Source organism: Methylobacter sp. BlB1 (genome assembly GCF_015476545.1).
In the GTDB taxonomy this organism is placed as follows: domain Bacteria; phylum Pseudomonadota; class Gammaproteobacteria; order Methylococcales; family Methylomonadaceae; genus Methylobacter.
Genome location: NZ_JADMKV010000017.1, coordinates 41,080 through 67,022 on the forward strand (window position 1 = coordinate 41,080; position 25,943 = coordinate 67,022).

General features: G+C 50.7%; 24 protein-coding genes. 12 read left to right on the top strand and 12 right to left on the bottom strand.

Features of this window, described 5'->3' with window-relative positions:
- Positions 1 to 2 precede the first annotated feature (2 nt).
- Together IT781_RS08815 and IT781_RS08820 are read right to left on the bottom strand one after the other, a co-directional pair.
- Complete coding sequence (locus tag IT781_RS08815) at positions 3 to 422, bottom strand: GNAT family acetyltransferase (protein ID WP_194969784.1); 420 nt, start codon at positions 420 to 422, stop codon at positions 3 to 5.
- Between the two features lie 154 nt (positions 423 to 576).
- The gene (locus IT781_RS08820) at positions 577 to 1,029 is read right to left on the bottom strand and encodes a hypothetical protein (RefSeq protein ID WP_194969785.1); all 453 of its coding nucleotides are present in this window, start codon (positions 1,027 to 1,029) and stop codon (positions 577 to 579) included.
- Between IT781_RS08820 and IT781_RS08825 the strand changes: the two genes are divergently transcribed.
- Genes IT781_RS08825 through IT781_RS08840 form a run of 4 tightly spaced genes read left to right on the top strand, consistent with a single transcriptional unit; the run spans position 1,028 to position 3,739 of the window.
- Complete coding sequence (locus IT781_RS08825; RefSeq protein ID WP_194969786.1) at positions 1,028 to 1,327, top strand: DUF6763 family protein; 300 nt, start codon at positions 1,028 to 1,030, stop codon at positions 1,325 to 1,327. The genes IT781_RS08820 and IT781_RS08825 overlap by 2 nt on opposite strands.
- A gap of 15 nt (positions 1,328 to 1,342) precedes the next feature.
- Positions 1,343 to 2,194 carry an ATPase gene (locus tag IT781_RS08830; RefSeq protein ID WP_194969787.1) on the top strand — a complete coding sequence of 284 codons (852 nt, stop codon included), beginning with the start codon at positions 1,343 to 1,345 and terminating at the stop codon, positions 2,192 to 2,194.
- 12 nt (positions 2,195 to 2,206) lie between these two features.
- A complete protein-coding gene (locus IT781_RS08835; RefSeq protein WP_194969788.1) occupies positions 2,207 to 3,271 on the top strand; it encodes a homoserine O-succinyltransferase in 1,065 nt (354 codons plus the stop codon).
- A complete protein-coding gene (locus IT781_RS08840; protein WP_194969789.1) occupies positions 3,272 to 3,739 on the top strand; it encodes a nucleoside deaminase in 468 nt (155 codons plus the stop codon).
- Between the two features lie 62 nt (positions 3,740 to 3,801).
- On the opposite strand, the gene IT781_RS08845 is transcribed toward IT781_RS08840, so the two are convergent.
- Positions 3,802 to 4,209 carry a hypothetical protein gene (locus tag IT781_RS08845; RefSeq protein WP_194969790.1) on the bottom strand — a complete coding sequence of 136 codons (408 nt, stop codon included), beginning with the start codon at positions 4,207 to 4,209 and terminating at the stop codon, positions 3,802 to 3,804.
- Positions 4,210 to 4,491: 282 nt separating this feature from the next.
- Between IT781_RS08845 and purM the strand changes: the two genes are divergently transcribed.
- On the top strand, positions 4,492 to 5,535 hold the full coding sequence (gene purM, locus IT781_RS08850) for a phosphoribosylformylglycinamidine cyclo-ligase (RefSeq protein WP_194969791.1): 1,044 nt from the start codon (positions 4,492 to 4,494) through the stop codon (positions 5,533 to 5,535).
- Positions 5,536 to 5,695: 160 nt separating this feature from the next.
- On the opposite strand, the gene IT781_RS08855 is transcribed toward purM, so the two are convergent.
- Complete coding sequence (locus IT781_RS08855; protein WP_194969792.1) at positions 5,696 to 6,751, bottom strand: AI-2E family transporter; 1,056 nt, start codon at positions 6,749 to 6,751, stop codon at positions 5,696 to 5,698.
- A 421-nt stretch (positions 6,752 to 7,172) separates the two neighbouring features.
- Here IT781_RS08855 and IT781_RS22270 point away from each other — a divergent pair, with 421 nt between their 5' ends.
- Together IT781_RS22270 and IT781_RS08860 are read left to right on the top strand one after the other, a co-directional pair.
- On the top strand, positions 7,173 to 8,387 hold the full coding sequence (locus tag IT781_RS22270; protein WP_228779024.1) for a beta-galactosidase: 1,215 nt from the start codon (positions 7,173 to 7,175) through the stop codon (positions 8,385 to 8,387).
- Between the two features lie 8 nt (positions 8,388 to 8,395).
- Positions 8,396 to 11,053 (top strand): FAD-dependent oxidoreductase, encoded by a 2,658-nt coding sequence (locus IT781_RS08860; RefSeq protein ID WP_228779025.1) that lies wholly within the window; start codon positions 8,396 to 8,398, stop codon positions 11,051 to 11,053.
- A gap of 168 nt (positions 11,054 to 11,221) precedes the next feature.
- Here the strand turns inward: IT781_RS08860 and IT781_RS08865 are convergent, their stop codons facing one another.
- Both IT781_RS08865 and cobO read right to left on the bottom strand, forming a co-directional pair.
- Positions 11,222 to 11,584 carry a hypothetical protein gene (locus IT781_RS08865; protein WP_194969793.1) on the bottom strand — a complete coding sequence of 121 codons (363 nt, stop codon included), beginning with the start codon at positions 11,582 to 11,584 and terminating at the stop codon, positions 11,222 to 11,224.
- Between the two features lie 130 nt (positions 11,585 to 11,714).
- Positions 11,715 to 12,251, bottom strand: coding sequence for a cob(I)yrinic acid a,c-diamide adenosyltransferase (cobO, locus tag IT781_RS08870; RefSeq protein WP_194969794.1), 537 nt, complete (start codon positions 12,249 to 12,251; stop codon positions 11,715 to 11,717).
- 512 nt (positions 12,252 to 12,763) lie between these two features.
- Here cobO and IT781_RS08875 point away from each other — a divergent pair.
- Genes IT781_RS08875 through IT781_RS08890 form a run of 4 tightly spaced genes read left to right on the top strand, consistent with a single transcriptional unit; the run spans position 12,764 to position 17,742 of the window.
- Positions 12,764 to 14,500: a glycoside hydrolase family 2 protein gene (locus IT781_RS08875; RefSeq protein ID WP_194969795.1), complete on the top strand. Its 1,737-nt coding sequence runs from the start codon at positions 12,764 to 12,766 to the stop codon at positions 14,498 to 14,500.
- A 2-nt stretch (positions 14,501 to 14,502) separates the two neighbouring features.
- On the top strand, positions 14,503 to 15,603 hold the full coding sequence (gene galT / locus IT781_RS08880; RefSeq protein WP_194969796.1) for a galactose-1-phosphate uridylyltransferase: 1,101 nt from the start codon (positions 14,503 to 14,505) through the stop codon (positions 15,601 to 15,603).
- A complete protein-coding gene (gene galK / locus IT781_RS08885; RefSeq protein WP_194969797.1) occupies positions 15,600 to 16,673 on the top strand; it encodes a galactokinase in 1,074 nt (357 codons plus the stop codon). Before galT ends, galK begins: the two co-directional genes overlap by 4 nt.
- A gap of 4 nt (positions 16,674 to 16,677) precedes the next feature.
- Positions 16,678 to 17,742, top strand: coding sequence for an aldose epimerase family protein (locus tag IT781_RS08890; protein ID WP_194969798.1), 1,065 nt, complete (start codon positions 16,678 to 16,680; stop codon positions 17,740 to 17,742).
- Positions 17,743 to 17,793: 51 nt separating this feature from the next.
- Here the strand turns inward: IT781_RS08890 and IT781_RS08895 are convergent, their stop codons facing one another.
- The gene (locus IT781_RS08895) at positions 17,794 to 17,979 is read right to left on the bottom strand and encodes a hypothetical protein (protein ID WP_194969799.1); all 186 of its coding nucleotides are present in this window, start codon (positions 17,977 to 17,979) and stop codon (positions 17,794 to 17,796) included.
- Between the two features lie 147 nt (positions 17,980 to 18,126).
- On the opposite strand from IT781_RS08895, the gene IT781_RS08900 reads away from it, so the two are divergent.
- Complete coding sequence (locus IT781_RS08900; RefSeq protein WP_194969800.1) at positions 18,127 to 19,146, top strand: sterol desaturase family protein; 1,020 nt, start codon at positions 18,127 to 18,129, stop codon at positions 19,144 to 19,146.
- A 58-nt stretch (positions 19,147 to 19,204) separates the two neighbouring features.
- Here IT781_RS08900 and IT781_RS08905 read toward each other — a convergent pair whose 3' ends face one another.
- From IT781_RS08905 to wecB, 5 genes are all read right to left on the bottom strand, one after another.
- Positions 19,205 to 20,581, bottom strand: coding sequence for an O-antigen ligase (locus IT781_RS08905; RefSeq protein WP_194969801.1), 1,377 nt, complete (start codon positions 20,579 to 20,581; stop codon positions 19,205 to 19,207).
- A 10-nt stretch (positions 20,582 to 20,591) separates the two neighbouring features.
- Positions 20,592 to 22,340, bottom strand: coding sequence for a hypothetical protein (locus tag IT781_RS08910; RefSeq protein WP_194969802.1), 1,749 nt, complete (start codon positions 22,338 to 22,340; stop codon positions 20,592 to 20,594).
- Between the two features lie 350 nt (positions 22,341 to 22,690).
- Positions 22,691 to 23,956, bottom strand: a complete 1,266-nt coding sequence (locus IT781_RS08915; RefSeq protein ID WP_194969803.1) for a glycosyltransferase family 4 protein — start codon at positions 23,954 to 23,956, stop codon at positions 22,691 to 22,693.
- Positions 23,957 to 24,814: an SDR family oxidoreductase gene (locus IT781_RS08920; protein WP_228779026.1), complete on the bottom strand. Its 858-nt coding sequence runs from the start codon at positions 24,812 to 24,814 to the stop codon at positions 23,957 to 23,959.
- A gap of 1 nt (position 24,815) precedes the next feature.
- Complete coding sequence (wecB, locus tag IT781_RS08925) at positions 24,816 to 25,943, bottom strand: non-hydrolyzing UDP-N-acetylglucosamine 2-epimerase (RefSeq protein ID WP_194969804.1); 1,128 nt, start codon at positions 25,941 to 25,943, stop codon at positions 24,816 to 24,818.

Sequence of the window (25,943 nt, forward strand, 5' to 3'; positions counted from 1 at the left end):
CTCTAGTTATCGCTTTCAAGCCGCTTGCCAAGGCTAACGACATTATCATTTTTATAGCCTATCGCCTCGTAGAACTTGATCACGTCAGTATTAGTCTGGCGAACCTGAAGATTTATTTTGGGGCAGCCTTTCTGCTTGATGAGCCCTTCAACAAACGCCACGAGCTGACGGCCGTAGCCTTTTCGCTGATGCGCCGGCGCAACAGCCAGATAGTTGATCCAGCCCCGGTGGCCTTCATAGCCGCCCATGACCGTTGCGATAATACCGCCTGCTATCTCGCCGACAATGAACAGATCCGGGTCCACTTTCAACTTTCTCTGGATGTCCTTGTAGGGATCGTTCCACGGCACAACCAGATTGCACTCATGCCATAGCTTGACAACACTATCTTGGTCTTTCGCCTCAAACGTCCGTATTTGCATAGACTGACTCCTGATGACAGCTAACCTGGCGCATCCGGCCCGTTGGCCCCGTTATCGCTAAAATAAAATGTTTCATTATTCACCTGCCTTGATCAACAAATTGCCGACCTGAAAAGTGCGCGCCTCGCCAAGAACGCTTACCCGCCTGTTAAATTCATGGACAAAAACGTGCTTTAGCCCTGCGGCAATCTGTCACGCGACAATCTGCCACATTCCAGCACTTATCATTTGCCGCTAATATACTCTCAATTCTTGAGATGCGATCTCGTATAGAGACTTTAGAATTATATCCTTCTTCAAATGCGGCTTTAACGGCCGCATTTTTTTTGCCTGCCGTTTTTGCTCCGTAAGCTTGAACCGCCTGTCCGCGCCTACTGATGCGTTTATCCTGACTTAATAAGGCATAGCCCCTACTTGCGTTTTTTCTACCAATAAGTTTATCCTGATAACCGCTGATCAGGCATGATCTTCTGGACGGCATTTTTGCCATGCGGCAAGGCGCGTGCGCCCTTTTGCCAAGACAAAATATTTTGGTATTTTTTCTGGCATTGTTAATAATATCGATTATTTTCTTGTAACGTCGCAACAAGCATTGAGGTAACACCATGACAACAGTAGCAGACCCTATTATTGGAAGCTGGTATAAAGACGTAGAGAACAATCTGATGTTTAAAGTCGTTGCGATTGAAGAAAGCGACGATTCAATCGAAGTCCAATATTATAACGGCGATATCGGCGAATACGATCATGACAGCTGGTATAACTCGACCTTTGATTATATCGAGGACCCAGAGGACTGGAGCGCGCCGTTTGACGATCTCGAAAACGACGATCTGGGTTATACGGACCCTGACGACCATCGGCCTAGCCCTGACGATATGGATATCGAAGATTATCTGGATTAATTAGGAATTTATCACATGAAAATGAGTCCCCGGGAATTCCTGGACTGGCAAACGAAAAGAGTTACCCTGCTGGCAATGTCCGGTGCGGGGAAAACCACGCTGGCTAATAAGCTGCCGAAATCCAAATGGTTTCACTATTCCGGCGACTATCGGATAGGCACGAAATACCTGGAAGAGCCGATCCTGGACAATATCAAGCGCCAGGCCATGCGTGTGCCGTTCCTGCGCGAGTTGCTGCTGTCCGATTCCATTTATATCGCCAACAAGATAACCGTGGACAACCTCGCGCCTGTATCGACTTTTCTCGGCAAACTTGGGAATCCCGAACTGGGCGGTTTATCCTTACAGGAGTTCAAGCGCCGGCAAAAACTGCATCATCAGGCTGAAATCGCAGCCATGAATGATGTGCCGGAGTTTATTCACAAGGCTGAAGACATCTACGGCTACAAGCACTTCATCAATGACGCCGGCGGCAGCGTTTGCGAACTGGACAGCCCGGAAGTGCTGGAGACCCTGGCCCAAAATACCTTGATCATCTATATCAAAATTCCGCCGGCCATGGAGCAGATCATCATCGAGCGCGCCAAAACCGATCCCAAGCCGCTCTATTACCGGGAAGCGTTTCTTGATGAAAAGCTGGCCGAATTCATGTCGCTGCATGGCTACGCTGATCCTAATGCCATACCGCCCAATGAATTTGTCACCTGGGTTTTCCCTGAATTGTTCAAATCCCGTCTGCCCCGCTATGAAGCGATCGCCGAACAGTATGGCTATACCGTCGACGCGCGCGATGTCGCCGAAGTGAAAGACGAAGACGACTTTATCAGATTGATTGCCGATGCGATTGCCAGGCAGCAATCCAATTAACGAAGAAAAACTATGCCATTAGTCGCTCACTCTGACTTACCGACTTTCCAGCGTCTTCGAGAAGAAGGCGAAGAAATCCTGGCGCCGGACCGCGCCAGTCATCAAGACATACGGGAGATGCATATCGGCCTGCTCAATATGATGCCCGACGCTGCGCTGGAAGCCACGGAAAGACAATTTTTCCGGTTAGTCGGCGCTTGCAATCAGATCACGCAATTCCATGTTCATCCATTCACGATCGATGGCCTGCCCAGAGGCCCCGAGGCGCAAGCCCACATCGACAAATATTATGAGCCATTTGAAAAAATCAAACAGGATGGCCTGGACGCATTGATCATCAGCGGCGCTAACGTGACTCATCCGAGATTGCCTGAAGAGGACTTCTGGCAGCCGCTAACGGAGGTGTTTTCCTGGGCCAAGGAAAACGTAACCTCGGTGCTCTGCTCCTGCCTCGCCACGCATGCCTTGATCCAATACTGTTATGGCATAGAGCGTACGCGCCTGCCGGCCAAGCGTTGGGGCGTCTTTGCGCATAAAGTCACCGATCGCAAGCACCCGTTAGTGGCTGAAATCAATACCCGCTTTGACGTGCCGCATTCCCGTTTCAACGAAATATTCCAGAGCGATATGGAACAGCATGGGCTCAAGGTCCTGGTTGTCAGCAAGGAAGCCGGCGCACATTTGGCCGTCAGCCCGGACGGCTTCCGCATCGTTTATTTTCAGGGCCATCCTGAATACGACGACATCAGCCTGCTGAAAGAATACAAACGGGAAGTCATGCGTTTTTATCGGGCCGAAATCGATGAATACCCGCCTTTCCCCGAGAATTATTTCAATACTTATGTCCGGCAGGTATTTACCGACTACGAACAACATGTCAGATCCGCCAGAAAAACCGGCCGATCGCTGGATGTCTTTCCCGAAGCGTTGGTTCTGGAACATATCGACAACACCTGGCGCGACACGGCCAAAGCCGTATTCAACAACTGGCTGGGAAAAGTTTATCAATTGACCAACCAGGATCGGCGCCTACCCTTTATGGACGGCATCGATCCTGAAAATCCTTTAGGGCTTTAAATGCACGAGGAATTTTTGCGGCAAGCCATCGATCTGGCCGTCAACAATGCGATTACCGGCGCAGGCGGTCCCTACGGCGCGGTCGTCGTAAAAGACGACCAGGTGATTGCGGCCAGCGCCAACGGCGTTACCCGTACAATGGACCCGACGGCGCATGCCGAGATCATGGCCATCCGCATGGCCTGTAAAAAATTGAATGACTTTCAGTTGCGCGGCTGCATTCTGTACACCAGCTGCGAGCCCTGCCCTATGTGTCTGGGCGCCATTTACTGGGCCAGGATGGAAAGAGTGTATTTCGGCTGCACGCGGCATGAAGCCGCTGCCGCCAATTTTGACGACAGCTTCATTTATGATGAGATTGCCGTGTCGCCGTCCGAGCGTAAAATCGCCATGCTGCATTTAGACCTGCCCAATGCCCGGCAACCGTTTGACATCTGGATGAAAAACAACCTCAAGGTGCCTTATTAAGCACTCTTGGACAAAGGTTTGGAAAGGACGACCGGCTCGGACGCCCTTATCTTTTACTTTAGCTATTTCTGAGCAACTTTTACCAGCCAGCCCATCTGATCATCACACCCCAGCACAGCCTTGACGCTGGCATTGATTCTGACAAAGCTGCCATTGAACGCCGCCGGGAGCTTGGCCTTTATACGGTGAAAACTGGAAGTGGTCTCCACAGTGAATGGCAATTTTTGATTCTTGGCGGTCAGTTTGAGCGTCTTTGGGTCCGACCATGGCGATATCATGAAAGTGAGTTCCGATTCAGGCGCGACTTCAGTCTTTTCAGGCGCCTTATATACCGGCAGACTAAAGTTCATGAACTTGGGTTTTTTGCAGATTTCTTCGGTTTCGCCCTCGCTGCTGTAAGCGAATGCCGCACCATTAGATAGAATCGCGGCTATCAATAACCCCGCTTTTAATACTTTTATTGTTCTCATATATCTTCCTCAACACGAATTTTTATTTTTAATTATCTTATATTTACCAGAATTCACTTTAATTATTTTTTTACTGAAATTCAACCGGCTAAATGCTTAATTATCGTTACAGTAACAATTGATTTCCAGCCCATTTGCGCCTGTATCATCAGCGCGATGCGAATTTGATCCTGGTCAGCGATTTCAAATAATCGCGCTGTGCCGCCTCATATCCTTCGCACAAAACCGGCGATGTCTAGTACAATATTGCTCATCAATCATTACTTTAAAGAGAACATCACATTGAGCGAACAAAATCAAGACAGCTTGAATTATAAAAGTGCCGGCGTCGATATCGAAGCCGGGAATGCACTCGTTGAACGCATCAAGCCTATTGCAGCCCGAACACGTACTGCAGGCGTGCTGGCGGGACTGGGCGGTTTCGGCTCAATGTTCGAACTGCCGCTGGACCGTTATAAAAACCCGATCCTGGTTTCCGGTACCGATGGCGTCGGCACCAAACTGAAACTGGCTATTGAAGCCGGCATCCATGATACGGTCGGCATCGACCTGGTCGCCATGTGCGTCAACGACATCATCGTCCAGGGCGCCGAGCCATTGTTCTTCCTCGATTATTTCGCAACCGGCAAGCTCGACGTGGACACTGCCGCCGCGGTCATCGCCGGCATCGGCAAAGGCTGCGAACTGGCCGGCGCGGCGCTGGTCGGCGGCGAGACAGCCGAAATGCCCGGCATGTATGCCGACGGCGAATATGACCTGGCCGGTTTTTGCGTCGGCATCGTCGAGAAAAGCAAAGTGCTGGACGGCAGTAAAGTTAAAGTCGGCGATAAACTGATCGGCATTGCTTCGTCCGGACCGCATTCCAACGGCTACTCACTGATCCGCAAAATCATCGACCGCAGCCAGGCTTCATTGGCCGATGATTTCCAAGGCATACCACTGGGCACGGCCCTGCTGGAACCGACCCGCATCTATGTCAAGTCCTTGCTGTCGCTGCTGGAAAAGATTGATGTCCATGCGCTTGCGCACATTACCGGCGGCGGCCTGACCGAAAATCTGCCGCGCGTGCTGCCGGAAGGGCTCGATGCGCGGATTGACCTGTCTGCCTGGCAATTCCCGGCCATCTTCCAATGGCTGCAAACACAGGGCAACGTCTCTCAAGCCGATATGCTGACAACCTTCAACTGCGGCATCGGCATGATTGTCTGCGTCGCACCGGAGGATGAAGACGCGGCTCTGGAAACGCTGACCAGCCTGGGCGAAACCGTTTTCGCCATCGGGGAACTGGTGGCATCCGAAGGCAAGCCGAAAGTCGTCTATATCTAAACCGCGGAACCATCCCCGAAGAAAACCATGGTTCCTGCAGGGCCGGATTCATCCGGCCCAAAACCCCGCCCAGTCGATTATCACTTGCCTGACGATCGCCTCTGTCATCCCTGCCGCTGCCTACAGAGCACAGCGTGAGCAATGAGGTCCGTAATTCCCCTTACTGTTTGCTGTAAAAAACACTATCTCTGTAGATATCATGCGCATGCCGCAACAGCACCATAATCACTGAGGCCACGGGCAAGGCCAGCAGTATTCCCAGGAAACCGAACAACTGCCCGCCAGCCAAGACCGCAAAAATAACAGCCACCGGATGCAGGCCGATTTTATCGCCGACCAGCAGCGGCGTCAGCACCATGCCTTCCAGAGCCTGCCCAACCATGAACACAATGGCGACCGGAATCAGATACACCGCATCCTGAAATTGCACTAAGGCGGCCAGGCAGGCCATGACGATACCGACAATAGCCCCCAGATAGGGCACAAAACTGACCAGTCCTGCCACCATGCCTATCAATAAAGCCAGATCCAGCCCTGTTATCCACAGCCCGATGCTGTAGATTCCGCCCAGAGCCAGCATGACATAAAACTGGCCGCGCACAAACGCAGCCAGCACTGAATTGACTTCGGTAGCCAGTTTAACTGCCGTCGGCGCAATGCGGCGTGGCAACAAATCATAGATATTGGCGACCAGCTTGTCCCAATCGCGCAGCAGATAAAATGTCACAACCGGAATCAACAGCAAATTCATGAGCCACGCCGCGATGACTGCGCCGGACCGCGACAGCGAATTCATGACCGTAGCGGCAATACCGCCGGCTTTCTGCCAATGGCTTTTGAATACATCGATCAGCTCGTTGATCTCGATTGGCTTGATATCCAGATCAAGTTGCTGTTGAGCCCAAGGAATAACGGTCTGATTCAGCCAGGCTGCGTAAGCCGGCAGGTTGCTGATGAAGCGTGCGATCTGATATTCCAGTTGGGGGACCAATAGCAGCAAAATCAGAACCAATATCAGAGTCATGACCGAAAATACGACAATGACCGAGCTGGTTCTCGACAAGTGGTAGGTTTCGAGCCTATCAGCCAACGGATCGCCAAGATAGGCCAGCATCGCGGCAAAGGCAAACGGCATCAATACCGGCGCCAGCAAATAAATCAGCCAGGCGCCAACCGCGATAAAAGCAAAAATCAGCCATTTTTGTGAATCAGTCATTAAGAACTCCATTTATATAATTATCAGCTTGCTGCGATTACTGGTCATCCGGCTGTGCTTAGAGTACGGATGAGCATAAGCAAGCACAGGATTTCAGCCGCCGCACCAGACTCATGTTCAGGCTTTCCTATGTTCGATAGGGCACAGACTTTACTAGATATAAAGCTTAACTTTTAGGCATCTCCAGTAATCATATGAGGTGGCAATAGAGATCTATAAACACTCAAGTTTGCATCTTAAGAAGGACTCTGAACATGAATATTATAAAGAATAGTCTGGAATGCATGACTTCTTTTCCTCGCAGAGGAATCCTTATTGCGCGCTCCATATCAAGAACTTCAAAGGCCATTAGCGCGGCATCTATCCGCATCATGTCTTTCAAGCTCATGCTGAAAAATAGTTTGAGTGAGGCCGTAGTACCATGAATAAAAACGAAAACCTATTCTACAGCTTTTGGCAGGGAGGCTATGAAGGCGCGGATCATATCAACAGTTGCGCGCATCCGCTCGATATGAATGCCAGCAATCAACACAGAACGCACGTGCGCGAGGATTATATGCTGCTGCAGCCTTTCGGCCTTCGCACCATACGCGAGAGCATCGGCTGGCGCCTGGCTGAGCCGACCCCCAATCACTACGATTTCAGCTTTCTGGAGCCCGTGATCGAAGCCGCTCAGGAGTTCGATCTACAGATTTTGTGGACACTGTGCCATTATGGCTGGCCACAGGATATAGACATTTTTTCTCCCGAATTTGTCGAGCGGTATGCCCGTTACGCAGCCGCCGCCGCGGAATTTCTGGCACCGTTCAGTAAGGGTGAACCGATTTACACGCCGATCAACGAAATCTCGTTCCTAGCTTATGCCACCTGCGAAACGACGCTGATCTATCCTTACGGGACTCACTTGCGCGCGCGCAGCGTAGAATTCAAACGCCAGCTCGTACGTGCCGCGATTGCAGGCATGGAGGCCATCTGGAAAGTCGACCCGCGCGCCCGGTTTCTGCATGTGGACCCGCTCATTCATGTGATTGCGCCCCGGGGCCGCCCCGACCTGGTAGAGATAGCCGAAACCGTGCGTCTTTCACAGTATCAGGCTTGGGATATGCTGTCCGGCTCGATAGAACCGGAACTGGGCGGGGCATCCAAATACCTCGACATCATCGGCGTCAACTATTACCACAGCAATCAGTGGGAGTGGGAAACGTTCAACACTCTGTTCTGGCATTTGAAAGACCCGCGCCGTCGGCGATTCAAGGATATGCTCCTGGAAATCAATGAGCGCTACGGCCGCGGCCGGCCGCTGGTCATAGCCGAAACCAGCCACGTCGGATCGGGCCGCGGCGAATGGATTACCGATATTACCGAGGAAATCATACAGGCCGCGCATGAAGGCTTAGTTCTGCAGGGCATCTGCCTCTATCCGATACTGGACAGACACGGCTGGGAAAATCTTGATCACTGGCATCGAAGCGGTATGTGGGACGTGCATCCCGATGCCAAAGGCAACCTCGTGCGCGTTATGGACAAGCCCTATGCCAAAAGCCTGATCGAAGCCCAATGGAAACTCGCGAAAACGCCTTATTATCAAGCGTTTCAGCCTCATGATGATCAGTACATCTTCTGTCAAAATCTCTAGGAGGTAGCATGACGACAATTATTGTTTTTTCGCATCTACGCTGGGATTTCGTATTTCAGCGCCCGCAGCAGCTCATGAGCAGGCTGGCCAAAAAATATCAGATTGTGTTTCTGGAAGAACCTATCTTTCATAAAGGCAAAGCGCACTGTGTTCACTACGAAGCGGCACCGAACATCCTGGTCGTACAGCCGCATACGCCGATATCGTCGCCAGGTTTTCACGATGACCAGCTCGCCGCATTGACACCATTGGTACCTGAACTGATCTCTGAATTGAAAATCGAGGATTACATTGTCTGGTTGTATACGCCTATGGCGCTACCTTTGATTAATCAGTTGCAGCCCAAAGCCATAGCCTACGATTGCATGGATGAGCTGACCGGTTTCCTGAATGCGCCGCGGCAATTGGTACAGCGTGAGCATGCCTTGCTTAAAGCGGCCAATGTTGTGTTCACAGGCGGTATCAGCCTCTACAATGCGCGCCGCGACAAGCATCCGGCCATTCACTGTCTGCCGAGCAGCGTTGATGCAGAGCATTTCTCGCGCGCCATTGACCGCGACATTACCCATCCGGCGCAGCAACATCTCGGCGGTCCACGCCTGGGTTTTTTTGGTGTGATCGATGAGCGCCTCGATTTGAGCCTGATTGCCGCACTTGCCGATAGTCATCCCGAATGGCAGATTGCCATGGTTGGCCCCGTGGTCAAAATCCCCGAAAGTTCGCTGCCGCAGCGGCTTAATATTCATTATTTCGGGCAACAGGCCTATGAGCAACTGCCTCATTTCCTGGCCGGCTGGGATGTCTGCCTGTTGCCTTTCGCGCTGAACGATGCGACCCGTTATATCAGTCCGACCAAAACTCTGGAATACATGGCGGCTGAGCTGCCCATCGTCAGCACGCCGATCAAGGACGTCGAAGAACCTTACGGCCATCTGGTCCATATCGCTGCTGACGCTGAAGCCTTCATCGCCGCATGCGAGACAGCACTTAACGAAAGCCCTGATCGGCGGCAGGAACGACTGGCCGGCTACCGTAAAGTGCTGGGTGAGACATCTTGGGATCGCACTGCTGATACGGTCGCCCGCCATCTCGAGGCAGCCTGTCGGCAGGGCCTGAATGAGACGGCGCGCCTGATGCTAACGCCGTCGACCAGCAAGCTCCAGCCCCAACACTTCGACAATGTCATTCTCGGCGCCGGGCCGACCGGGCTCGCAGCCGCGTATTATCTGCCAGAGAATACACTGCTGGTAGAAAAAAACGCGCATGTCGGCGGCGGCTGCCGTTCCATCAATGAAGCGGGATTCACGTTCGATCATGCCGGCCACATCATGTTCTCCAATGACAACACGGTGCTGGAACTCTATGACAAACTGCTTGGCGCTAACATGCACTGGCAAAATCGAGAAGCCTGGGTGTACAGCAAAAATGTCCATACCCGTTACCCGTTTCAGGGCGCACTTTACGGGCTGCCCGTCGACGTGATCAAGGAATGCATCATCGGTGCCGTTGAAGCCCGGTTCGGCAAGCTCGATACCAGCGCGGCCGATACGCCTCCTAAACAAGCCTCATCATGCAAGACGACGCAACTGAATGACTGCTGCGCGGACGGCATCCAGGAAGCGACAGCGCCGCTGGCCTTTGTGCCTACATTGAAATCAACGCAACCTGCCGCGCAAAATTTCGAGGACTTTATCTATCAGACCTGGGGCGCCGGTATCGCCAAGCATTTTGCCATTCCCTACAATCGCAAGCTCTGGGCGGTGCCGCTCAAGGAAATGGAAACCTCGTGGCTGGGCGGACGGGTACCGCTGCCGAATCTGGAAGAGATGATCGAAGGCGCGCTGCAGCCGGTCGCCAAGCCCATGGGACCTAATGCGCGCTTCGGCTATCCGTTGCGCGGCGGCTTCCAGGCGCTCATGGAAGGTTTTCTGCCGCATCTCAAGGGAAAACTCCAGTTGAATACGCAGGTCGCCGCAGTGTCGCCTTCGCGCAAGACCGTGACCTTTAACAATGGCCGTACCGTCGGCTATGATCAGCTCATCAGCACCATGCCGCTGCCGGCGCTGGTCCGTGCCATAGGCGATGAAGCGCCCGACCCTATCAAGGCGGCCGCCAAACGGCTGCGCCATGTCTCGGTCCGTTGCGTCAACCTAGGGATAGGCCGCGAAGCACTGACTGAAAAGCACTGGATCTATTATCCCGAGGACACGGTGTTCCATCGCATTTTCGTCCAGGGCAACGCCAGCCCGCATTGCAATCCCGAAGGCGGCTTCGGGCTTACTTGCGAGATCACCTATTCGCCCAGCAAGCCGTTGCCTTGCGATGGCGATGAGCTGATCAAACGCTGCATCGAAGACTGCATTGCCGTGGACATGATCCAACGTGATGACCCGGTCATCGTCGCCAATCAGGTGGATATTCCGTATGCCTATGTCGTCTATGACCATGCCCGGGCCGAAGCGGTGGCGACTATTCGGGAATGGCTGACGCCGTACGATATCTTGTTGGCGGGACGGTACAGTGAGTGGGAATACTACAATTCCGACCACGCCTTCCTGGCCGGCAAGCGTGCGGCAGAAGCGGTGCAGAAAAAACAGCTTGCCTCGGCAGCGTTAAAAAAGCGGGCGAAAGCCGGCGATTCAGTCATGCGTGAGCGGCACCTATGATGACTGGCACGTACGCAGTGTTACATTAAGGAAAGAGGAATTGATGAGTATTTTGTATAACCACGAAGAACACGAATTTCTTATTTTTTGTTCGTGTTCTTCGTGCCTGTCAATCTGCTTAAGCTGAGCAGAGCATCTGGCCAGCCAATCATGGCGCCTACAGGCGGCTTAGATTTTTTTCTTGATGATGACTTTATCGTCAATGATGAGTTCTGAGATGCCGCCCAGATTCAGGCTCAATGTGCAGGATGCCGTTTTAAATCCATCCTTGTTTTCGCCGACCCACTTCAGCGTAATATAGCTGTCTTTGTCGCTCTCGGTTTCGGAAGGGAAAAATACCTGTTCGCCGGTATGCTGTTTGATCGCCAGCGGGCACTTGGTATTCGCCATCGACTGCATAGCGGCATAGGTTCTGATCTGTGAGGCGGCCTCCATTTGCTCCGGAGACTGGTTTTTATTGGCGCCGACCATGATAAAGCCGATGACGAAGAAGCCCACTACGGCTGCTATTAATTTAGTTGTTTCACTCATTTGCGTTCTCTTGCTGTTTTAATAATGACGCGCCATTAATGGCGTTACTGGGTATTACCATACGGATTCTATGCGAATTGCCATTCCTCGGCAATGGAAAGAATAAACGCTGAAGGGGTCTGTTTTCGCCTTAAAATTCAATCCCCTGCTCGGCTTTAATGCCTTGTTCATAGGCGTGTTTGATCTTGATCATTTCCGTGACCGTGTCGGCACAGGCGATGACTTCAGGCGAGGCATTGCGGCCGGTCAGGATCAAATGCATCCAGGCCGGCTTGTGCTGACGGATGAAGTCGGCGATCTCCTGACCCGAAATCCAGCCGTAGCCGCAGCAGTAATTGACCTCATCGAGCAAGACCACATCGTATTCGCCGGAAGCGATTTTCTGCTTGCTGAATTCCCAGATCTCCCGGCTGGTTTTGATGTCCTGCTCCGGATTTTTGGTGTCCCAGGTAAAGCCGTCTCCCAAGGCGTGCCATTCGATGTTGTCGAAGCGCTCGGCGGCCTTTTGCTCGCCCGTTTGCCATTGCCCTTTGATGTACTGGATCACGCAGACTTTCATGCCCCAGCCTGCGGCGCGAAACACCATGCCCAGCGCACTGGATGACTTGCCCTTGCCTTCGCCAGTATTGACCACGACCAGCCCGTGCCGCCTGTCTCTTGCTTTCATAAAAACCATTCCATAATCTAATCACTAATTTTAAAAAAACCATACACATACGAAGTCAGGAAGCCGCACATTTCTATAAGGCGCGCCGCTCACCCGATGCGCAATCAAAACATTTCCGAAGAGCATTATCCCGCTCGCGCCTGGGAAAATGAAACTCATGCCGTCGAACCCTCCGGCTACAGTTTTTTCGCAGCAGGAATGCATTCCAGCCAATATGCTGCTGTTTTTATACATTTTTCCTGGTTAATAGTTTACTCCTTACCGAGTTGTCCTTGAAATTTGTAATTCAGACTCGGTTCGTCATATTCCTTGACAACTGTAATGATTGATCTTCTGGGCTCCAAGTGAACTTACTGACCATTTAGGGCATCGATAAAGAACATTTCGCCGAACTGTGTTCTACTCAGACGGTCTAGAAGGTATATGCAAAGTTGATCAACTATTCTAATTTTAATAGGGAGATCGCTGTGACTTGCCCTTACCCCCGCCCTCAATTGGTACGTAAGCATTGGATGTCACTGAATGGTCCTTGGCGATTTATATTTGATGAAGAGCGCAAATTCCGGCAACCATCAGATATCTCCGAATGGCCGCTGGAGATTCTGGTACCGTTCCCGCCGGAATCGAAAACCAGCGGTATTGGTGATCGCGGTTTTCACCCCGCCTGTTGGTATCAACGCGATTTCCATATCAAAACCGAAGACGGCCGCGTTCTGCTACACTTCGGCGCTGTCGACTATTTCTCCAAAGTGTGGGTCAACGGATGCCTGGTCGTCAGCCATGAAGGCGGCCATACGCCTTTTTTTGCCGACATCACGTTTGCATTAAATGAATCCGGCGACCAGACGGTGACCGTCTTTGTAGAAGATGACCCGCATGAGCTGGCTAAGCCGCGCGGCAAGCAGGATTGGCAACTGGAGCCACATTCCATCTGGTATCCACGCACGACCGGCATCTGGCAGACCGTATGGCTAGAGCGCGTGGGCCGCAGTTATGTCAGCAAGATCCGCTGGACGCCTCACATGGAAGAATTCTCGATCGGCTTCGAAGCACGCGTCATAGGTGGCAATACGACTGGCCTGTCGGTAGAGGTCAAGTTACAGCATCAGGACCGCATACTGGCTTGGGATAGTTATCATGTCATAGATGGCGATGCGGATCGGCGTATTGTCCTGTCTGACCCCGGTATTGATGATTTTCGTAATGAGCTGCTGTGGAGTCCGGAGCGACCAACCCTGCTCGATGCCGAAATCCGCCTGAAGCGTGGCAACGAGGTACTGGACGAATTTACCTCCTACACGGCATTGCGCTCGGTCAATATCCTGCGCGATCGTTTCATGTTGAACGGACGGCCATACTTTTTAAGGCTGGTGCTGGACCAAGGCTACTGGCCCGATACTTTGCTGACGGCACCTAATGACGATGCCTTACGGGCCGATATCGAATTGGCCAAAGCAATGGGCTTCAATGGCGTGCGCAAACACCAGAAGATCGAAGACCCGCGCTATCTTTACTGGGCCGACAGGCTGGGCCTGCTGGTCTGGGAAGAAATGCCTTCGGCTTATCAATTCACGCGCACGGCCATCAAGCGTTTGGTGCAGGAATGGACTGAGGTTATCGAACGCGACTTCAGCCACCCCTGTGTCATCGTATGGGTCCCGTTCAATGAATCCTGGGGCGTGCCGGAACTGACTACGCTACAGGAACATCGCAGTGCCGTCGTCGCGCTTTATCATCTGACCAAAACCTTGGATGTAACCCGGCCGGTTATCGGTAATGACGGTTGGGAAAGCAGCGCGACCGATATTCTCGGCATTCACGATTATGATTTCCGTCCGGATCATCTCAGAGTGCGCTATGGTGTCGAAGCAAACCCCGAAATGCTGTTCGACCGTCGGCGTCCTGGCGGACGCATTCTGACGCTGGACGGCTACCCGCATCGCGGTCAGCCGATTATGTTGACTGAATTTGGTGGTGTCGCCTATGCCAAATGTCCTCAACCCGGAGTGGAGCAGACCTGGGGCTACTCGGTCGCCCATAGCGACGAGGAGTTTATTCGAATGTATAAAGGTCTCATCGAAGTCATTACTGAGACATCATTGTTCAGCGGCTTCTGCTACACACAATTTACCGATACCTTTCAGGAAGCGAATGGTTTGCTGTGCGCGGATCGCACGCCTAAGCTGCCGCTGGAAACTATTGCTGATATCACACGGATGTCCAGCACACATGTTCATGGAGGCGTCTGATCATGTATATGCACGAACTAACTAAGCCGGATGGCCGGCATCTCTGGCTGTACAGCCAGCATCCGATGGATGAACCGCCTCCAAGCGCTCCCAGCCCATTCCCGGAATCGCTGCAGGCTAATCCGCATCTGCGCTGGCACCCGCTGCGCGGCGAATGGGTGACTTATGCCGCCTATCGGCAAGGGCGCACGTTCTTGCCGCCGCCTGAATATAACCCGCTGGCCGTCACTGTAAAGGCCGATAACCCGACTGAACTGCCGCCAGGCAAATGGCAAATCGCCGTCTTTGATAATCGCTTTCCATCCCTGAGTCTAGACGCGCATTCAGCGCCTGACTTAGTCGTGCCGACACGCCCTGCAACCGGCAAATGTGAAGTCGTCGTGTTTACGCAAGACGCCCATTCCTCACTGGCTAAGCTGCCGCTCGCGCATATTGAGCTGTTGTTTCAGGTCTGGGCAGAGCGCACACAGCAATTGGGGCAACATCCTGATATTGCTTACGTGCTGCCGTTCGAGAACAAAGGCGCCGAAGTCGGGGTCACGCTGCATCATCCACATGGACAAATCTATGCCTATCCGATCGTACCTCCCGTACCTGCCCGCATGCTGCATGAAGAGCTCAGCCACTACCGGCTGCATGGCCGCAGCCTATTGTTCTCGTTGATCCAACAGGAACTGCATGAAGCGAGACGCATCCTGTACCAAGGCGAGCACGCGGTCGCTTTCGTACCGGTTTGCGCGCGTTACCCATATGAAGTCTGGGTTGCGCCGATCGAGCCTGTGCCCAGTTTTGCCAAGCTGAGTGATGTCCAAGGTGCTGATCTCGCGCGTGCATTGAAAACCGTACTGATGAAATATGACGCCTTATGGCATCGGCCTTTTCCTTACATGATGGCCTGGTACCAGGCTCCGACCGATGATCAAGCCCACCCTGAAGCGCATCTGCACGCCGAGTTTTATCCCCCTTATCGCACGGCGGATAGATTGAAATACTTGGCCGGTACCGAATTGGCCGCCGGTCTGTTTGCCATGGATGTCCTGCCTGAAGATAAAGCGCGCGAACTTCAGAATATCGCCGTCGATATTGAGTGCATGCAACCATGAAGACATTCGCCGCCATATTTGGCACACATCCTACGGCCAGCGCCGAAGCGCCGGGACGCGTCAATTTGCTCGGTGAACATACTGATTACAACGATGGTTATGTGCTGCCGACGGCGATCCCTCAATCCACGCACGTCCTACTGCGCCCTAACGAAGGCAATATTTTCAGGGTTTATGCGGCTAATTTGAACCAGTTTATAGAATTTAACATGGTTGCGATGCCGGAGGAGCATTTTGGCCATTACATTTACGGCTGTCTGCGCCAAATCGAAGAGCTCGGGATCGATATACCGAAATTGGATATTTATATCTCATCCAATGTCCCTATCGGCCTGGGTCTGTCTTCTAGTGCAGCTCTCGAGGTGGCAATGCTACGAGCTCTACGCGTGCTGCTTTCACTTTCACTGGACGATGTTCAGATTGCCCAACTCGCTCAACGTGCCGAAATAGACTATGCGGGCGTCAATTGCGGTCTGATGGACCAGATGGCGTCCAGCCTGGCCAGCGTGGGCTACATGCTATTCCTCGATATCCGCACATTGGAGCGCCAAAAGCTGCCGCTACCGGCTGGCGCGGAAATTCTGGTCCTCGATTCAGGCATCATACGCATGTTGGCGGGCAGCAAATACAACGAACGCCGCGCTGAATGCGAAGAGGCGGCAAGGTTATTGGGTGTACCCGCATTGCGCGACGTACTGGACCCGAGCCTGACCGATCCCTTGCCAGAGCCGTTATGCCGACGGGCCCGCCATGTCATCAACGAGAACAACCGCGTGCTGCGCGCGCGTGAAAACATCAGTGCCGAGAAATTTGGGCAACTAATGAATGATTCGCATGAAAGCTTGCGCGACGATTACGAAGTTTCGATACCCGAGCTCGACGAGCTGGTGTCGATTCTGCGGTCCCAGGATGGCGTATATGGGGCACGGCTCACGGGTGCCGGCTTCGGCGGCGCCTGTGTTGCTTTATGCGAGCAAGGCGCTGCGCAGCATATTGGACTGGAAACCCTGAGGCTTTACAACCAGGCCGGCCACAGCGGGCGAATGCTGGTTCCAAGACCGCCAACATAACCATATGCCCGCTACGAAACAGCGTATCGGTTCTACTCATGACGGCCACACCGTTGATTGCTACACGTTGACCAATGAGAGCGGCATGACTGCAAAGATCATGACCTATGGCGGCATTCTGTTATCGCTGCACGTACCCGACCGGCAAGGCCGCCTCGAAGATGTTGTGCTAGGCTTCGATACACTGGAACCTTATCTGGGCGAGCATCCTTATTTCGGCGCACTTATCGGCCGCTATGCCAACCGCATTGCCCGGGGGCATTTTCGCCTGAACAACGTGGACTATCAATTGGCCTGCAACAATGGCCTTAATCATCTACATGGAGGCCTGATGGGATTCGACCGGCGCATATGGCATGCGCGACTATCTGGGCCAGAGGCAGAACCGCGACTGGTATTGAGCTACCTGAGTTCGGAAGGCGAAGAAGGCTATCCCGGCAATCTGCAGGTCGAAGTGACTTATACGCTGACCGTGCGCGATGAGTTGCGGCTCGACTACCGGGCCAAAACTGATATGCCCACCATCATCAATCTGACCAATCACACTTACTTTAATCTGGCAGGATACGGTACGGTGCTGAACCATCAGCTGCGCCTGTTGGCTGATCGCTTTCTGCCGGTCGATGACATGCTGATTCCTACCGGCGAACAGGCCTCTGTAGCCGGTACTGTAATGGATTTCCGGCAATTAACGCCCATAGGCTCACGCCTGCAATCAGGCGATGAACAATTGCGCCGAGCAGAAGGCGGTTACGACCATAACTGGATAGTGGCGAGAAAATCCGAAGGCTGCGAACTTGCCGCTGAAGTTGTGGAGCCGTTGAGTGGCCGGCACATGAGTGTTTACACCACGCAGCCCGGTATTCAGTTTTACAGTGGCAATTTTCTTGATGGCCGACTGCGGGGCAAAGGCGGCCGGTTTTATGAAAAACATGCCGGCTTCTGTCTTGAAACCCAACATTTTCCTGACTCGCCCAATCATCCTGCATTTCCCTCGACACAGTTGCAGCCGGCCGATAACTACCATCACTCAACCATCTACCGGTTTGATGCCGGGCTGCGGCCATAGTGTTTTTCCGTCAACACAATGGCGCCTTATCCGCACGGGCCGGTTTCTATATTAACGGTGGATAAGCTCTAAAATAAGATCAAACCCGGCGCTGACAGACCTTATTGGTGCAAAAACAGAGACATTGCGCCTTACTGATGCACTCAATTCGCTGTTGTCCATCCGCCCGAAAAAGGCATTCATACCTTTCTTATTGCCTGCCGGGACTTGCCTGACAAGGCTTGGGGCAATTTTCATGACTATGATCCAGTTTATGGCATGCCTATTGCAGAGATATCAATGTCTAGACAAAAACTCGGAACCTACTGTCATTAAAGGTTAATAAATTTTATTTAAGCTGCTGGCTGTAGATTGTTATATCCCTTAAATCACAAGGTGAAGTCGATGTCACATTTAAACGCATTTTTTGAACCCATCATAACGCGGGCTGCGCTGACATCCGGAGAACTGGCTGTAACGGCGCTGCTTGTGTTTTTCGTCGTGCTGGCAACAGTTGAAGCACGCATTCCTAAAATCCAAAACCCTGCGTCAGGTAAACGCCGGTCTATTAAGGCCAATGTCAATTTGTTCTTTTTTAACAGCATCGCGCTTTCGCTGTTGCCGGTTTCGTCCCTGTTGCTGCTGGCCGAACAATACTCAGGCAATGGGCTGCTGAGCTATATTGCCGATCCCATATGGAAAGCCATCGTGTCATTTTTAGCGTTCGACCTGATGTATTATCTCTGGCATAAAGCCAGCCACAATTTTGATTGTCTGTGGATATTCCACAGAGTCCATCACAGCGACCCCTATTTAAATGTCTCGACGGCATTTCGCGTGCACTTTGTGGAACTATTGATCATTACGGCACTGAAAGCAGTTTACATCGTGATGCTGGGCGCGGACAAAACCATCGTGCTGATTAATGAGACTATCGCGGCGCTGTTCGTCATGTTCCATCATACGAATATTGCATTCCCGGGCGAAAAACTGCTGGGCCGAATTATTGTCGTGCCCTGCCTGCACCGGGTTCATCATTCAACCGAGCGCCATGAGCATGACCGCAACTACGGCTCAGTGCTGTCGGTGTGGGACCGCCTGTTCGGCACTTGTGCGGAATTGGAACCTGTCAAGGTCGGCATCAAAAACAGTGCGCCAGAAGACCTGCTGGGCCTTTTGAAGCTGGGCTTTACTGATGCCTCTGTCCCGGCAGCGCCTGTCCCTGAACATATCAAACCGATGATCGCCGAGGCAGCCTATTTCAAGGCCAAAAAACGCGGCTTTTCTCCCGGTCATGAGCTTCGTGACTGGCTGGAAGCGGAAAGAGAAATCATCAGGTTCATTTGTAAGGGCCGTCTTCAGAGAAAGGCGATGCCTAAACAGAAAATACTCAATCCCAGACTGATACTATCGCGCTATGTTTGAGCATCAGATTTGGCATAATTCTCTCCGGCCGGGCTTGCGGAAGCGTAGCGGACCCGGCCTATCTTCTGATCACGGTACGGGGCTGAGCGGAAGAACTAAAAGACTGCGCGCAAGCCACTCCCATTAATAATGCATAAACATAAGGAATGGCTGGAACTTGCATGCTGAAGTCAACCAATGAATGCACCCCAATCAAAACCGTGGCAGCAACACCGATTGCCGAATAAATCATATCTCTCTTTCTCATCAGAAAGCCTTTAAGGCAGAGCCACGTGATTTTTAAAAAACCATAAAACAACGCCAGCGCTGCCGGGAAACCGAGTTCGAAAACGGTTTCCAGATACGTGTTATGGGCATAGTCATGAATCAGCGGAGCCGCCTCGATCCCGCCGATATCCATGCTCTGGTACAATTGAAAAGCCTCCTCATAACTGCCCAATCCGAAACCCGCCCAGGGATTGCCGGTAATAGCATTCCAGGTCAAACCGTAAACAGTCGTTCTGATTTTACTTTCTTCATCCAGACGTCCGAAACGATCAAGCAAGGCATCGCTGCTGACGAAAAAAGCAAGCGCTCCCAACACGACCAGAGAACCAAAGATAATCAATGTGTTTTTATTACGGGTACGGGGATTGATATAAAACAGTATCAAAAAAACTGACAAGGCCAGACTGAAACTTAAGAAACCGCCACGCGAATGCGACAGGATTAATGCCGAACTGATGGTGAAAAAAGCCAGTAAAGGCAACCATGCCTGTGTAATCAGATCCTCAATAAAGCGCTGCCTGTCGAAATTACTGGCCAGATTATAGTCCGCCAATGTTTCCATGCGTTCACTCAGCAAGGCCAGCGAGCAAAGCAGCGTTAACCCCGCAAAGGTCGCAAAATGATTTCTATTGATAAAAGTCGAGGATACAGAATCGGCATAGGGCCTTTCGTGCCAGAGAACCACTTTGAAATCGCCCAGCTGAACGATCAAGCCATATGCCGAGTAAACAAAACCGGCTGCCATCAAGCCATAAAAAGCGGATCTGGCCTTCTGTCGATCCTGGCCGTAGCATAATGCCAACCAAAACACTAACGCGTAGCTTAACAGGCGCATGACTGAAGTTATCGTATCAGCCGGATTCAAAGAAATGGCTCCGGAAGAAAAGTTCAACAGTTCATTTCGCACCTGCCATAGCGGATGAAGCCACTCGTCGGTTGTTTGTATCCAAGCCCAGCATAGTGCGGCAAAAAACAATATTGCCGCATCGCCGACCGAACCCCAATGCTGAAAAAAAGGAGTTTGCCGCTTCCTGACAAAAAACTGTACAGCCCAGGCCATGGCCAACAGCGCTATCAACAGTGAGCATAAACTCCATGACCAGGGTCGATTGGCTCCGTAAGGCAGAGGAGACAAAAATACAACAGCCAACAAACTATAAAAGATCATTGTTGCTCACCTAGTGAACGCCGACGGTATAAGCGCGCCATTCCATTAATTTGATCTTATGCTGATCAGCAATTTGTTTTAATTTGGATAATTTATCGGTTGAGATAGGCGTCGTCAGTACGACTTCATCGATATTATGTTTTGAAACCAGTTCCTTGAAATCGTTTAACTCACCCAATACGGCTTTTCCGTAAATATATTTTTCCTTTAACAGGCTATTGTCATCGATAAAACCGATCACATTAACAGAGCCCAGCTCAACGCCATGATTTAAGTGACGCTCACGCATGTACAAACCGCCATGCGTACCGGCGCCATAAACCAGTACATTGCGTTTATCATGTTTATGGCTAGCAACGCACCATTCCCTGATGATTTGATGGAGAGTCCGTATGCCGATCACGCCTAGCAAAGAAAACAAGCAAAACAACAACAGTTGATTAAATGTAGAAATGCTTGCATTGCTGGTCAGCAAACAAATCAATGACCAACTGATGCTGCAACCGACAACTATGGCCAGCATCAAGGTCAAATAATCCCTGAAGAAACTGTTCCGCCAAATCTTGATATAAGCCTTGGATATAAACAGCGATAAAAGAACGGGCAGCACCCATAAAGGCAAACGAAACGCCCACTCGCTTACATTATGAAAAGGCTGCTGACCCGATAGCGCAATGACGCCTGCCAGCCAAGCGGAAAACGATATCCACGACAAATCGAACAACGGATAAAAAACCAGCATGAAGCGTGTGAGTTGAGGTTTGTCGTTGGATCGGGCCAATAATTTGCTCGTCTCCCATAACTCGATCTGCAGCACATATTTAACAAGCAGATAAGCAGCGGAGATAAAAACAATCAAAAACAATCCGCTGGCAACTTCTTGAGCGATGACATAGAACAACCCCAAACCGACGATCAGCATATTAACCGCGTATAAAACCAGCGCGACATGGTGCTGCTTAAGGCCGTAATCGAGCAGCCTGTGATGCAAATGCTCTTTATCGGGCTGCATGATCTTAACGCCAGGCTGGCCGTCTCGATCAGCCAGTATTTTACGGATTGAACGCCGCCAGATGGCCAGCAACGTATCGGTAATGGGAATGCCGGCAATAAAAAAAGGCACGGCTAAAATGACAAAGAAAGAGCCCTTGCCGCCCGCATGCAAACTGACACTGGCCAAAGCAAAGCCCAGGAACATGCTGCCGGTATCACCCAGGAAAACCTTGGCCGGAAAAAAGTTGTAACGAAGAAATCCTACGCAGCCTCCAGCCAAAGCCAGGCAAATCATTGCATCCCCAGGCACTCCCCGGAACAGAAAAACAGCCGCCAGCCCTACGCTGGAAATCATCGCCAGACCCGAGCATAAGCCGTCTAATCCATCTATTAAATTAAATGCGTTGACTATGCCCAGCGTCCAGATCAAGACAAAAATCAAACCGCCCCAAAATCCAAAATCAAAGCCCAACAAGTTAAACTGGTAGCCCGATAATAAATAAAGTGAAACAGTCGCCAGCGCCTGTCCTGCCAACTTGCTTACAGGCGACATGCCCTGGTAGTCATCGACCAAACCGACAACCAGTAAAATAGCCGAGGAGATAAAAAAAGCGTGCCACCAATTGATGCCCAGCCGGCCGGCAAAGTCCGGCCAGAGATAATGATACAGCGCGTAACAAGCGAGATTGAATCCAACAAAAACTACAAACCCGCCGCCTAAGGGTGTGACTTTTTTATGAATACAACGCTCATTGGGAACATCCATTAAGCCGACATGCGGAGCCAACTTTATAAAGAGCGGAGTCAGCAAGATGACAACTGCGGCAGATATACCAAATACTGCCCAATATTCGAACAAATAATCAGATAGCATTTATGTGTAATCCTTTAAGTCAAAAAGTACGATGAGTATATGAACAACAATATCTACATAAAAAGTCAGCCGGATCACTGATTGAGAATGGTTTCGCTTTTATCTTTTAAGGCAAGCCCTCTTCTTTGCATTTATCGAATTCAACTTAAATTTTTTGAGATTGAATGCCGTAGCGCTCTTCCCTGACTGTTGCGGCTTATTTGTAATGACATGAACTCAGGCAACTCATCCATTCTTAGCAATTAGTTAGAACGCAGCGCAATGGGCTCGAGTTTTTCTGATTCCGCTTCCCTATCGTTTATAGCGCTAACACCATGGCCGACAGCAAAGGCTATGATTTTGTCGACTGCAGATGCAACGGAGAATTGCTCATTCAGTAGCTTGTTCGCATTTTCTCCCATTTGAGTCCTCAATGTTTCATCATGCAGCAGCTTCAAGGCATTTTTTAACAGCCCTTCGTCATCGCCATTGCTAGTAATCAGCCCGGCACCCGCATCTTCTACAACAGGCTTTAGATCATTGTCCGAATTGATGCTGCCCAGTATGGGCATACGCTGAACCATATAGCCCAATAACTTGCCGGGAAAATTATGGGTCGTATGGTCGCGATGAAGCGTAAACAGCCCGATATCAAACTCGGCCAGCATTTTTTTGAATTCACCTTGAGAAACAGCGGGCAAGAGAGAGATATTTTTCAATCCTTCTGTTTCAATGCTGTTGCGAACAAGCCCAACCTCATCGCCCTCACCGACCAAAACAAAATGTGCCTTATTTTCTGCCTGCATATTTTTAGCCAAACGCACAATATTCATCATGTCCTGCGCATGACCAATATTGCCGCCATAAAAATAAACAACTTTATCTTTAAGCCCCAACGTCTCTCGATAATGGCCGCCATGTAAAGGAACGGGATCATTTGCCGCCCAGTTATAAAGCACATCCAAAGGCTTGCCGGTTCTCGCCGTCTTAGCAAACCATTCCCTGTTTTTAGGCGATTGAATTGCTATCGTGTCTGCTGCCTGGTAACTGAGCCATTCGAAAAGTCTGAAATATTTTGTGATTGGCGAGCGAGCCTTCAAAATACCGTTGTCAATGACCCACTGCGGGAAAAAATCCCGTAAAATGAGATAGCTTGGCGCTCCCCAAAGCTTTTTGAGCTTTCTGACCAATCCGCCCCAAAAAATCGACGGCGAATAATAAATAATCAGATCATGCTTGTTGTTTTTAAAATACTTTTTATGGTCCTTCCAGGCATTGTATGAAAGCAGCGTCTCATTAATGGCCCTTTTGACTTTTGAAACGTTTTTGATTTTGCCGGAACGAAAACGGCAGACTGTAACGCCATCCAAGGTCGCAATTTTGGGCCGGTTGGCAGTTCTGTGATCAGGGGTGATAACAGTGACCTGATTTCCGCGCGCTACAAACTCAACGGCCAGTTCATGCATCATCTTGGCTCCGACCTTGATGCTGGCCGGCAGATAGTCATCAATAATTAACAGTACTTTCATTTATTTCAGCCGATAATGAGAGTAATAGTCAGCATGCGTATCCATCCACTCGCGAGCTTCAATCAGCATGGCTTCATAGTCCGGTTTTGGATAATTAAAGTCAGCTCTCGTGCTCACTAAGCTTTTATCAACCGCATAGTTTTCATAAGGCAATATGGAAACATCCTTTTCCCATACCTTGGCGATAAGTTTTAGCAGCTCGTATTTCGATATTTTTTCGCAAGGGCATAATTGGTAAAGCCCTGTAATGCCCTGCTTGATCATTTCATGGGCGGCTTTTGCCAGTTCTAGTGTGGTTACACCTGACCAGTAGGCTTTGGAATAGCCTTTGATCTCGCCACGCTGTTTAAAGAACCAATCCAGCAAACCTGTGCCATTAAATTTGAGTTCAGGACCGATGATCGAAGTGCGGATGGTCAGATCACGATCATTAATGACCTCACCCAGTGCTTTTGTTCTGGCATAGTTATCATTGCCGTCTCTGAAGGCATCCTCACGATACTGTCCGTCCTTGCCCGAAAACACGCAATCCGTGCTGATATGAACCAACTTGAAACCAAGCTGTTTGCCCAGACGGGAAAGAAAATGCGGCAGATAACTGTTGATTTGTATAGCAGTGCACATATCATCGGCAGACTTGCTGACCAGTACCCCAATGCAGTTGATCACCAAGTCCGGATTGATTTCGTTGAGATAGCCTTGCAGACCTGAAAAATCAAGCACATCCAGTTTTTTATCGACATAGCGGCCATCCTCGCGCGCTATGCCGAATACATGATAATCGCCAGTAGCATGCAGGTATTCAGTCATAATATGGCCTGCCATGCCGACACTGCCTAATACCACCACTTTTTTCATATCAATACCGCTTCCACACTGTTCTGTTAATGTAATCCATATAACTGACAATGATTCTGACGACCTTCTGGGACACATTGTCTACGTCATAATCTCTTACCAGATGAATGCCATTCGGATTTTCACGCCACTGATCGGTGACGATATCAATCGCATTGATGATGTCCTCGGATTTAAGCCCCGACATGATCAATGTGCCTTCATCCATGCCTTCAGGCCGTTCATGGGCCTGACGGATAGTAATGGCGGGAAATCCCAATATGGAGGATTCCTCGGTAATAGTGCCGCTGTCGGAAATAGCGCAAAAAGCGTGCTTTTGCAGGCAGATGTAATCGAAGAAGCCGAGCGGCTTCATAAACTCGATCAGAGCGTTGAATTGTTTGCCCCGGAAGGATTCCAGTTTTTTTCGGGTGCGGGGATGAGTTGATACAATGATTCTTTTGCCGTATTTCTCGGCAATTGCGTTTAGCGAAGCCAGAAGATCATTAAAGTTTTCTTCTGAGTCGACATTTTCTTCCCTGTGAGCACTGACAATAAAGAAATCCCGTGACGCTAATCCAAGCCGTTCCAATACGTTCGATTTATCAATATCAGCCTGATAATGATTCAGTACTTCCAGCATTGAAGAGCCGGTTTTGATAATTGTTTCCGGATTAACCCCCTCGGACACCAGATAGCGTCTAGCATGTTCGGTCAGCGTCATATTGATGTCGCTGAGATGATCGACTATTTTCCGGTTAATTTCCTCAGGAACTCGCTGGTCGAAACAACGGTTGCCTGCTTCCATGTGAAAAACAGGTATCTTTCTGCGCTTGGCAGAAATTACGGACAGGCAACTATTAGTGTCGCCGTAAACCAAAAGTGCGTCAGGACGCACTTCAGCTAAAAGCTGGTCGGATTTTATGATGACATTACCGATGGTTTCAGCGGCATTATTGCCGGCCGCGTTCAAAAAATAATCGGGCTTTCTGATTCCTAATTCATTGAAGAAGACTTCATTGAGCTCAAAATCATAATTCTGGCCGGTATGAACCAATACATGTTCCGTATATTTTTCAAGTTGGGCAATCACGCGGCTCAGCTTGATAATCTCCGGGCGCGTGCCCACGATGGTCATAATTTTTTTCAT

Excerpts from the sequence above, each read along its gene's own strand:
- IT781_RS08875 (WP_194969795.1), top strand. The coding sequence starts at position 12,764 with ATGTCACTGAATGGTCCTTGGCGATTTATATTTGATGAAGAGCGCAAA.
- IT781_RS08835 (WP_194969788.1), top strand. The coding sequence starts at position 2,207 with ATGCCATTAGTCGCTCACTCTGACTTACCGACTTTCCAGCGTCTTCGA.
- IT781_RS08815 (WP_194969784.1), bottom strand. The coding sequence starts at position 422 with ATGCAAATACGGACGTTTGAGGCGAAAGACCAAGATAGTGTTGTCAAG.
- IT781_RS08895 (WP_194969799.1), bottom strand. The coding sequence starts at position 17,979 with ATGAAAATTGCCCCAAGCCTTGTCAGGCAAGTCCCGGCAGGCAATAAG.
- IT781_RS08910 (WP_194969802.1), bottom strand. The coding sequence starts at position 22,340 with ATGGATGTTCCCAATGAGCGTTGTATTCATAAAAAAGTCACACCCTTA.
- IT781_RS08890 (WP_194969798.1), top strand. The coding sequence starts at position 16,678 with ATGCCCGCTACGAAACAGCGTATCGGTTCTACTCATGACGGCCACACC.
- IT781_RS08840 (WP_194969789.1), top strand. The coding sequence starts at position 3,272 with ATGCACGAGGAATTTTTGCGGCAAGCCATCGATCTGGCCGTCAACAAT.
- IT781_RS08855 (WP_194969792.1), bottom strand. The coding sequence starts at position 6,751 with ATGACTGATTCACAAAAATGGCTGATTTTTGCTTTTATCGCGGTTGGC.
- wecB (WP_194969804.1), bottom strand. The coding sequence starts at position 25,943 with ATGAAAAAAATTATGACCATCGTGGGCACGCGCCCGGAGATTATCAAG.
- IT781_RS08865 (WP_194969793.1), bottom strand. The coding sequence starts at position 11,584 with ATGAGTGAAACAACTAAATTAATAGCAGCCGTAGTGGGCTTCTTCGTC.
- IT781_RS08830 (WP_194969787.1), top strand. The coding sequence starts at position 1,343 with ATGAAAATGAGTCCCCGGGAATTCCTGGACTGGCAAACGAAAAGAGTT.
- galT (WP_194969796.1), top strand. The coding sequence starts at position 14,503 with ATGTATATGCACGAACTAACTAAGCCGGATGGCCGGCATCTCTGGCTG.
- IT781_RS08920 (WP_228779026.1), bottom strand. The coding sequence starts at position 24,814 with ATGAAAAAAGTGGTGGTATTAGGCAGTGTCGGCATGGCAGGCCATATT.
- IT781_RS08905 (WP_194969801.1), bottom strand. The coding sequence starts at position 20,581 with ATGATCTTTTATAGTTTGTTGGCTGTTGTATTTTTGTCTCCTCTGCCT.
- IT781_RS08845 (WP_194969790.1), bottom strand. The coding sequence starts at position 4,209 with ATGAGAACAATAAAAGTATTAAAAGCGGGGTTATTGATAGCCGCGATT.
- IT781_RS08860 (WP_228779025.1), top strand. The coding sequence starts at position 8,396 with ATGACGACAATTATTGTTTTTTCGCATCTACGCTGGGATTTCGTATTT.
- IT781_RS08915 (WP_194969803.1), bottom strand. The coding sequence starts at position 23,956 with ATGAAAGTACTGTTAATTATTGATGACTATCTGCCGGCCAGCATCAAG.
- IT781_RS08825 (WP_194969786.1), top strand. The coding sequence starts at position 1,028 with ATGACAACAGTAGCAGACCCTATTATTGGAAGCTGGTATAAAGACGTA.
- IT781_RS08900 (WP_194969800.1), top strand. The coding sequence starts at position 18,127 with ATGTCACATTTAAACGCATTTTTTGAACCCATCATAACGCGGGCTGCG.
- galK (WP_194969797.1), top strand. The coding sequence starts at position 15,600 with ATGAAGACATTCGCCGCCATATTTGGCACACATCCTACGGCCAGCGCC.
- cobO (WP_194969794.1), bottom strand. The coding sequence starts at position 12,251 with ATGAAAGCAAGAGACAGGCGGCACGGGCTGGTCGTGGTCAATACTGGC.
- IT781_RS22270 (WP_228779024.1), top strand. The coding sequence starts at position 7,173 with ATGAATAAAAACGAAAACCTATTCTACAGCTTTTGGCAGGGAGGCTAT.
- IT781_RS08820 (WP_194969785.1), bottom strand. The coding sequence starts at position 1,029 with ATGGTGTTACCTCAATGCTTGTTGCGACGTTACAAGAAAATAATCGAT.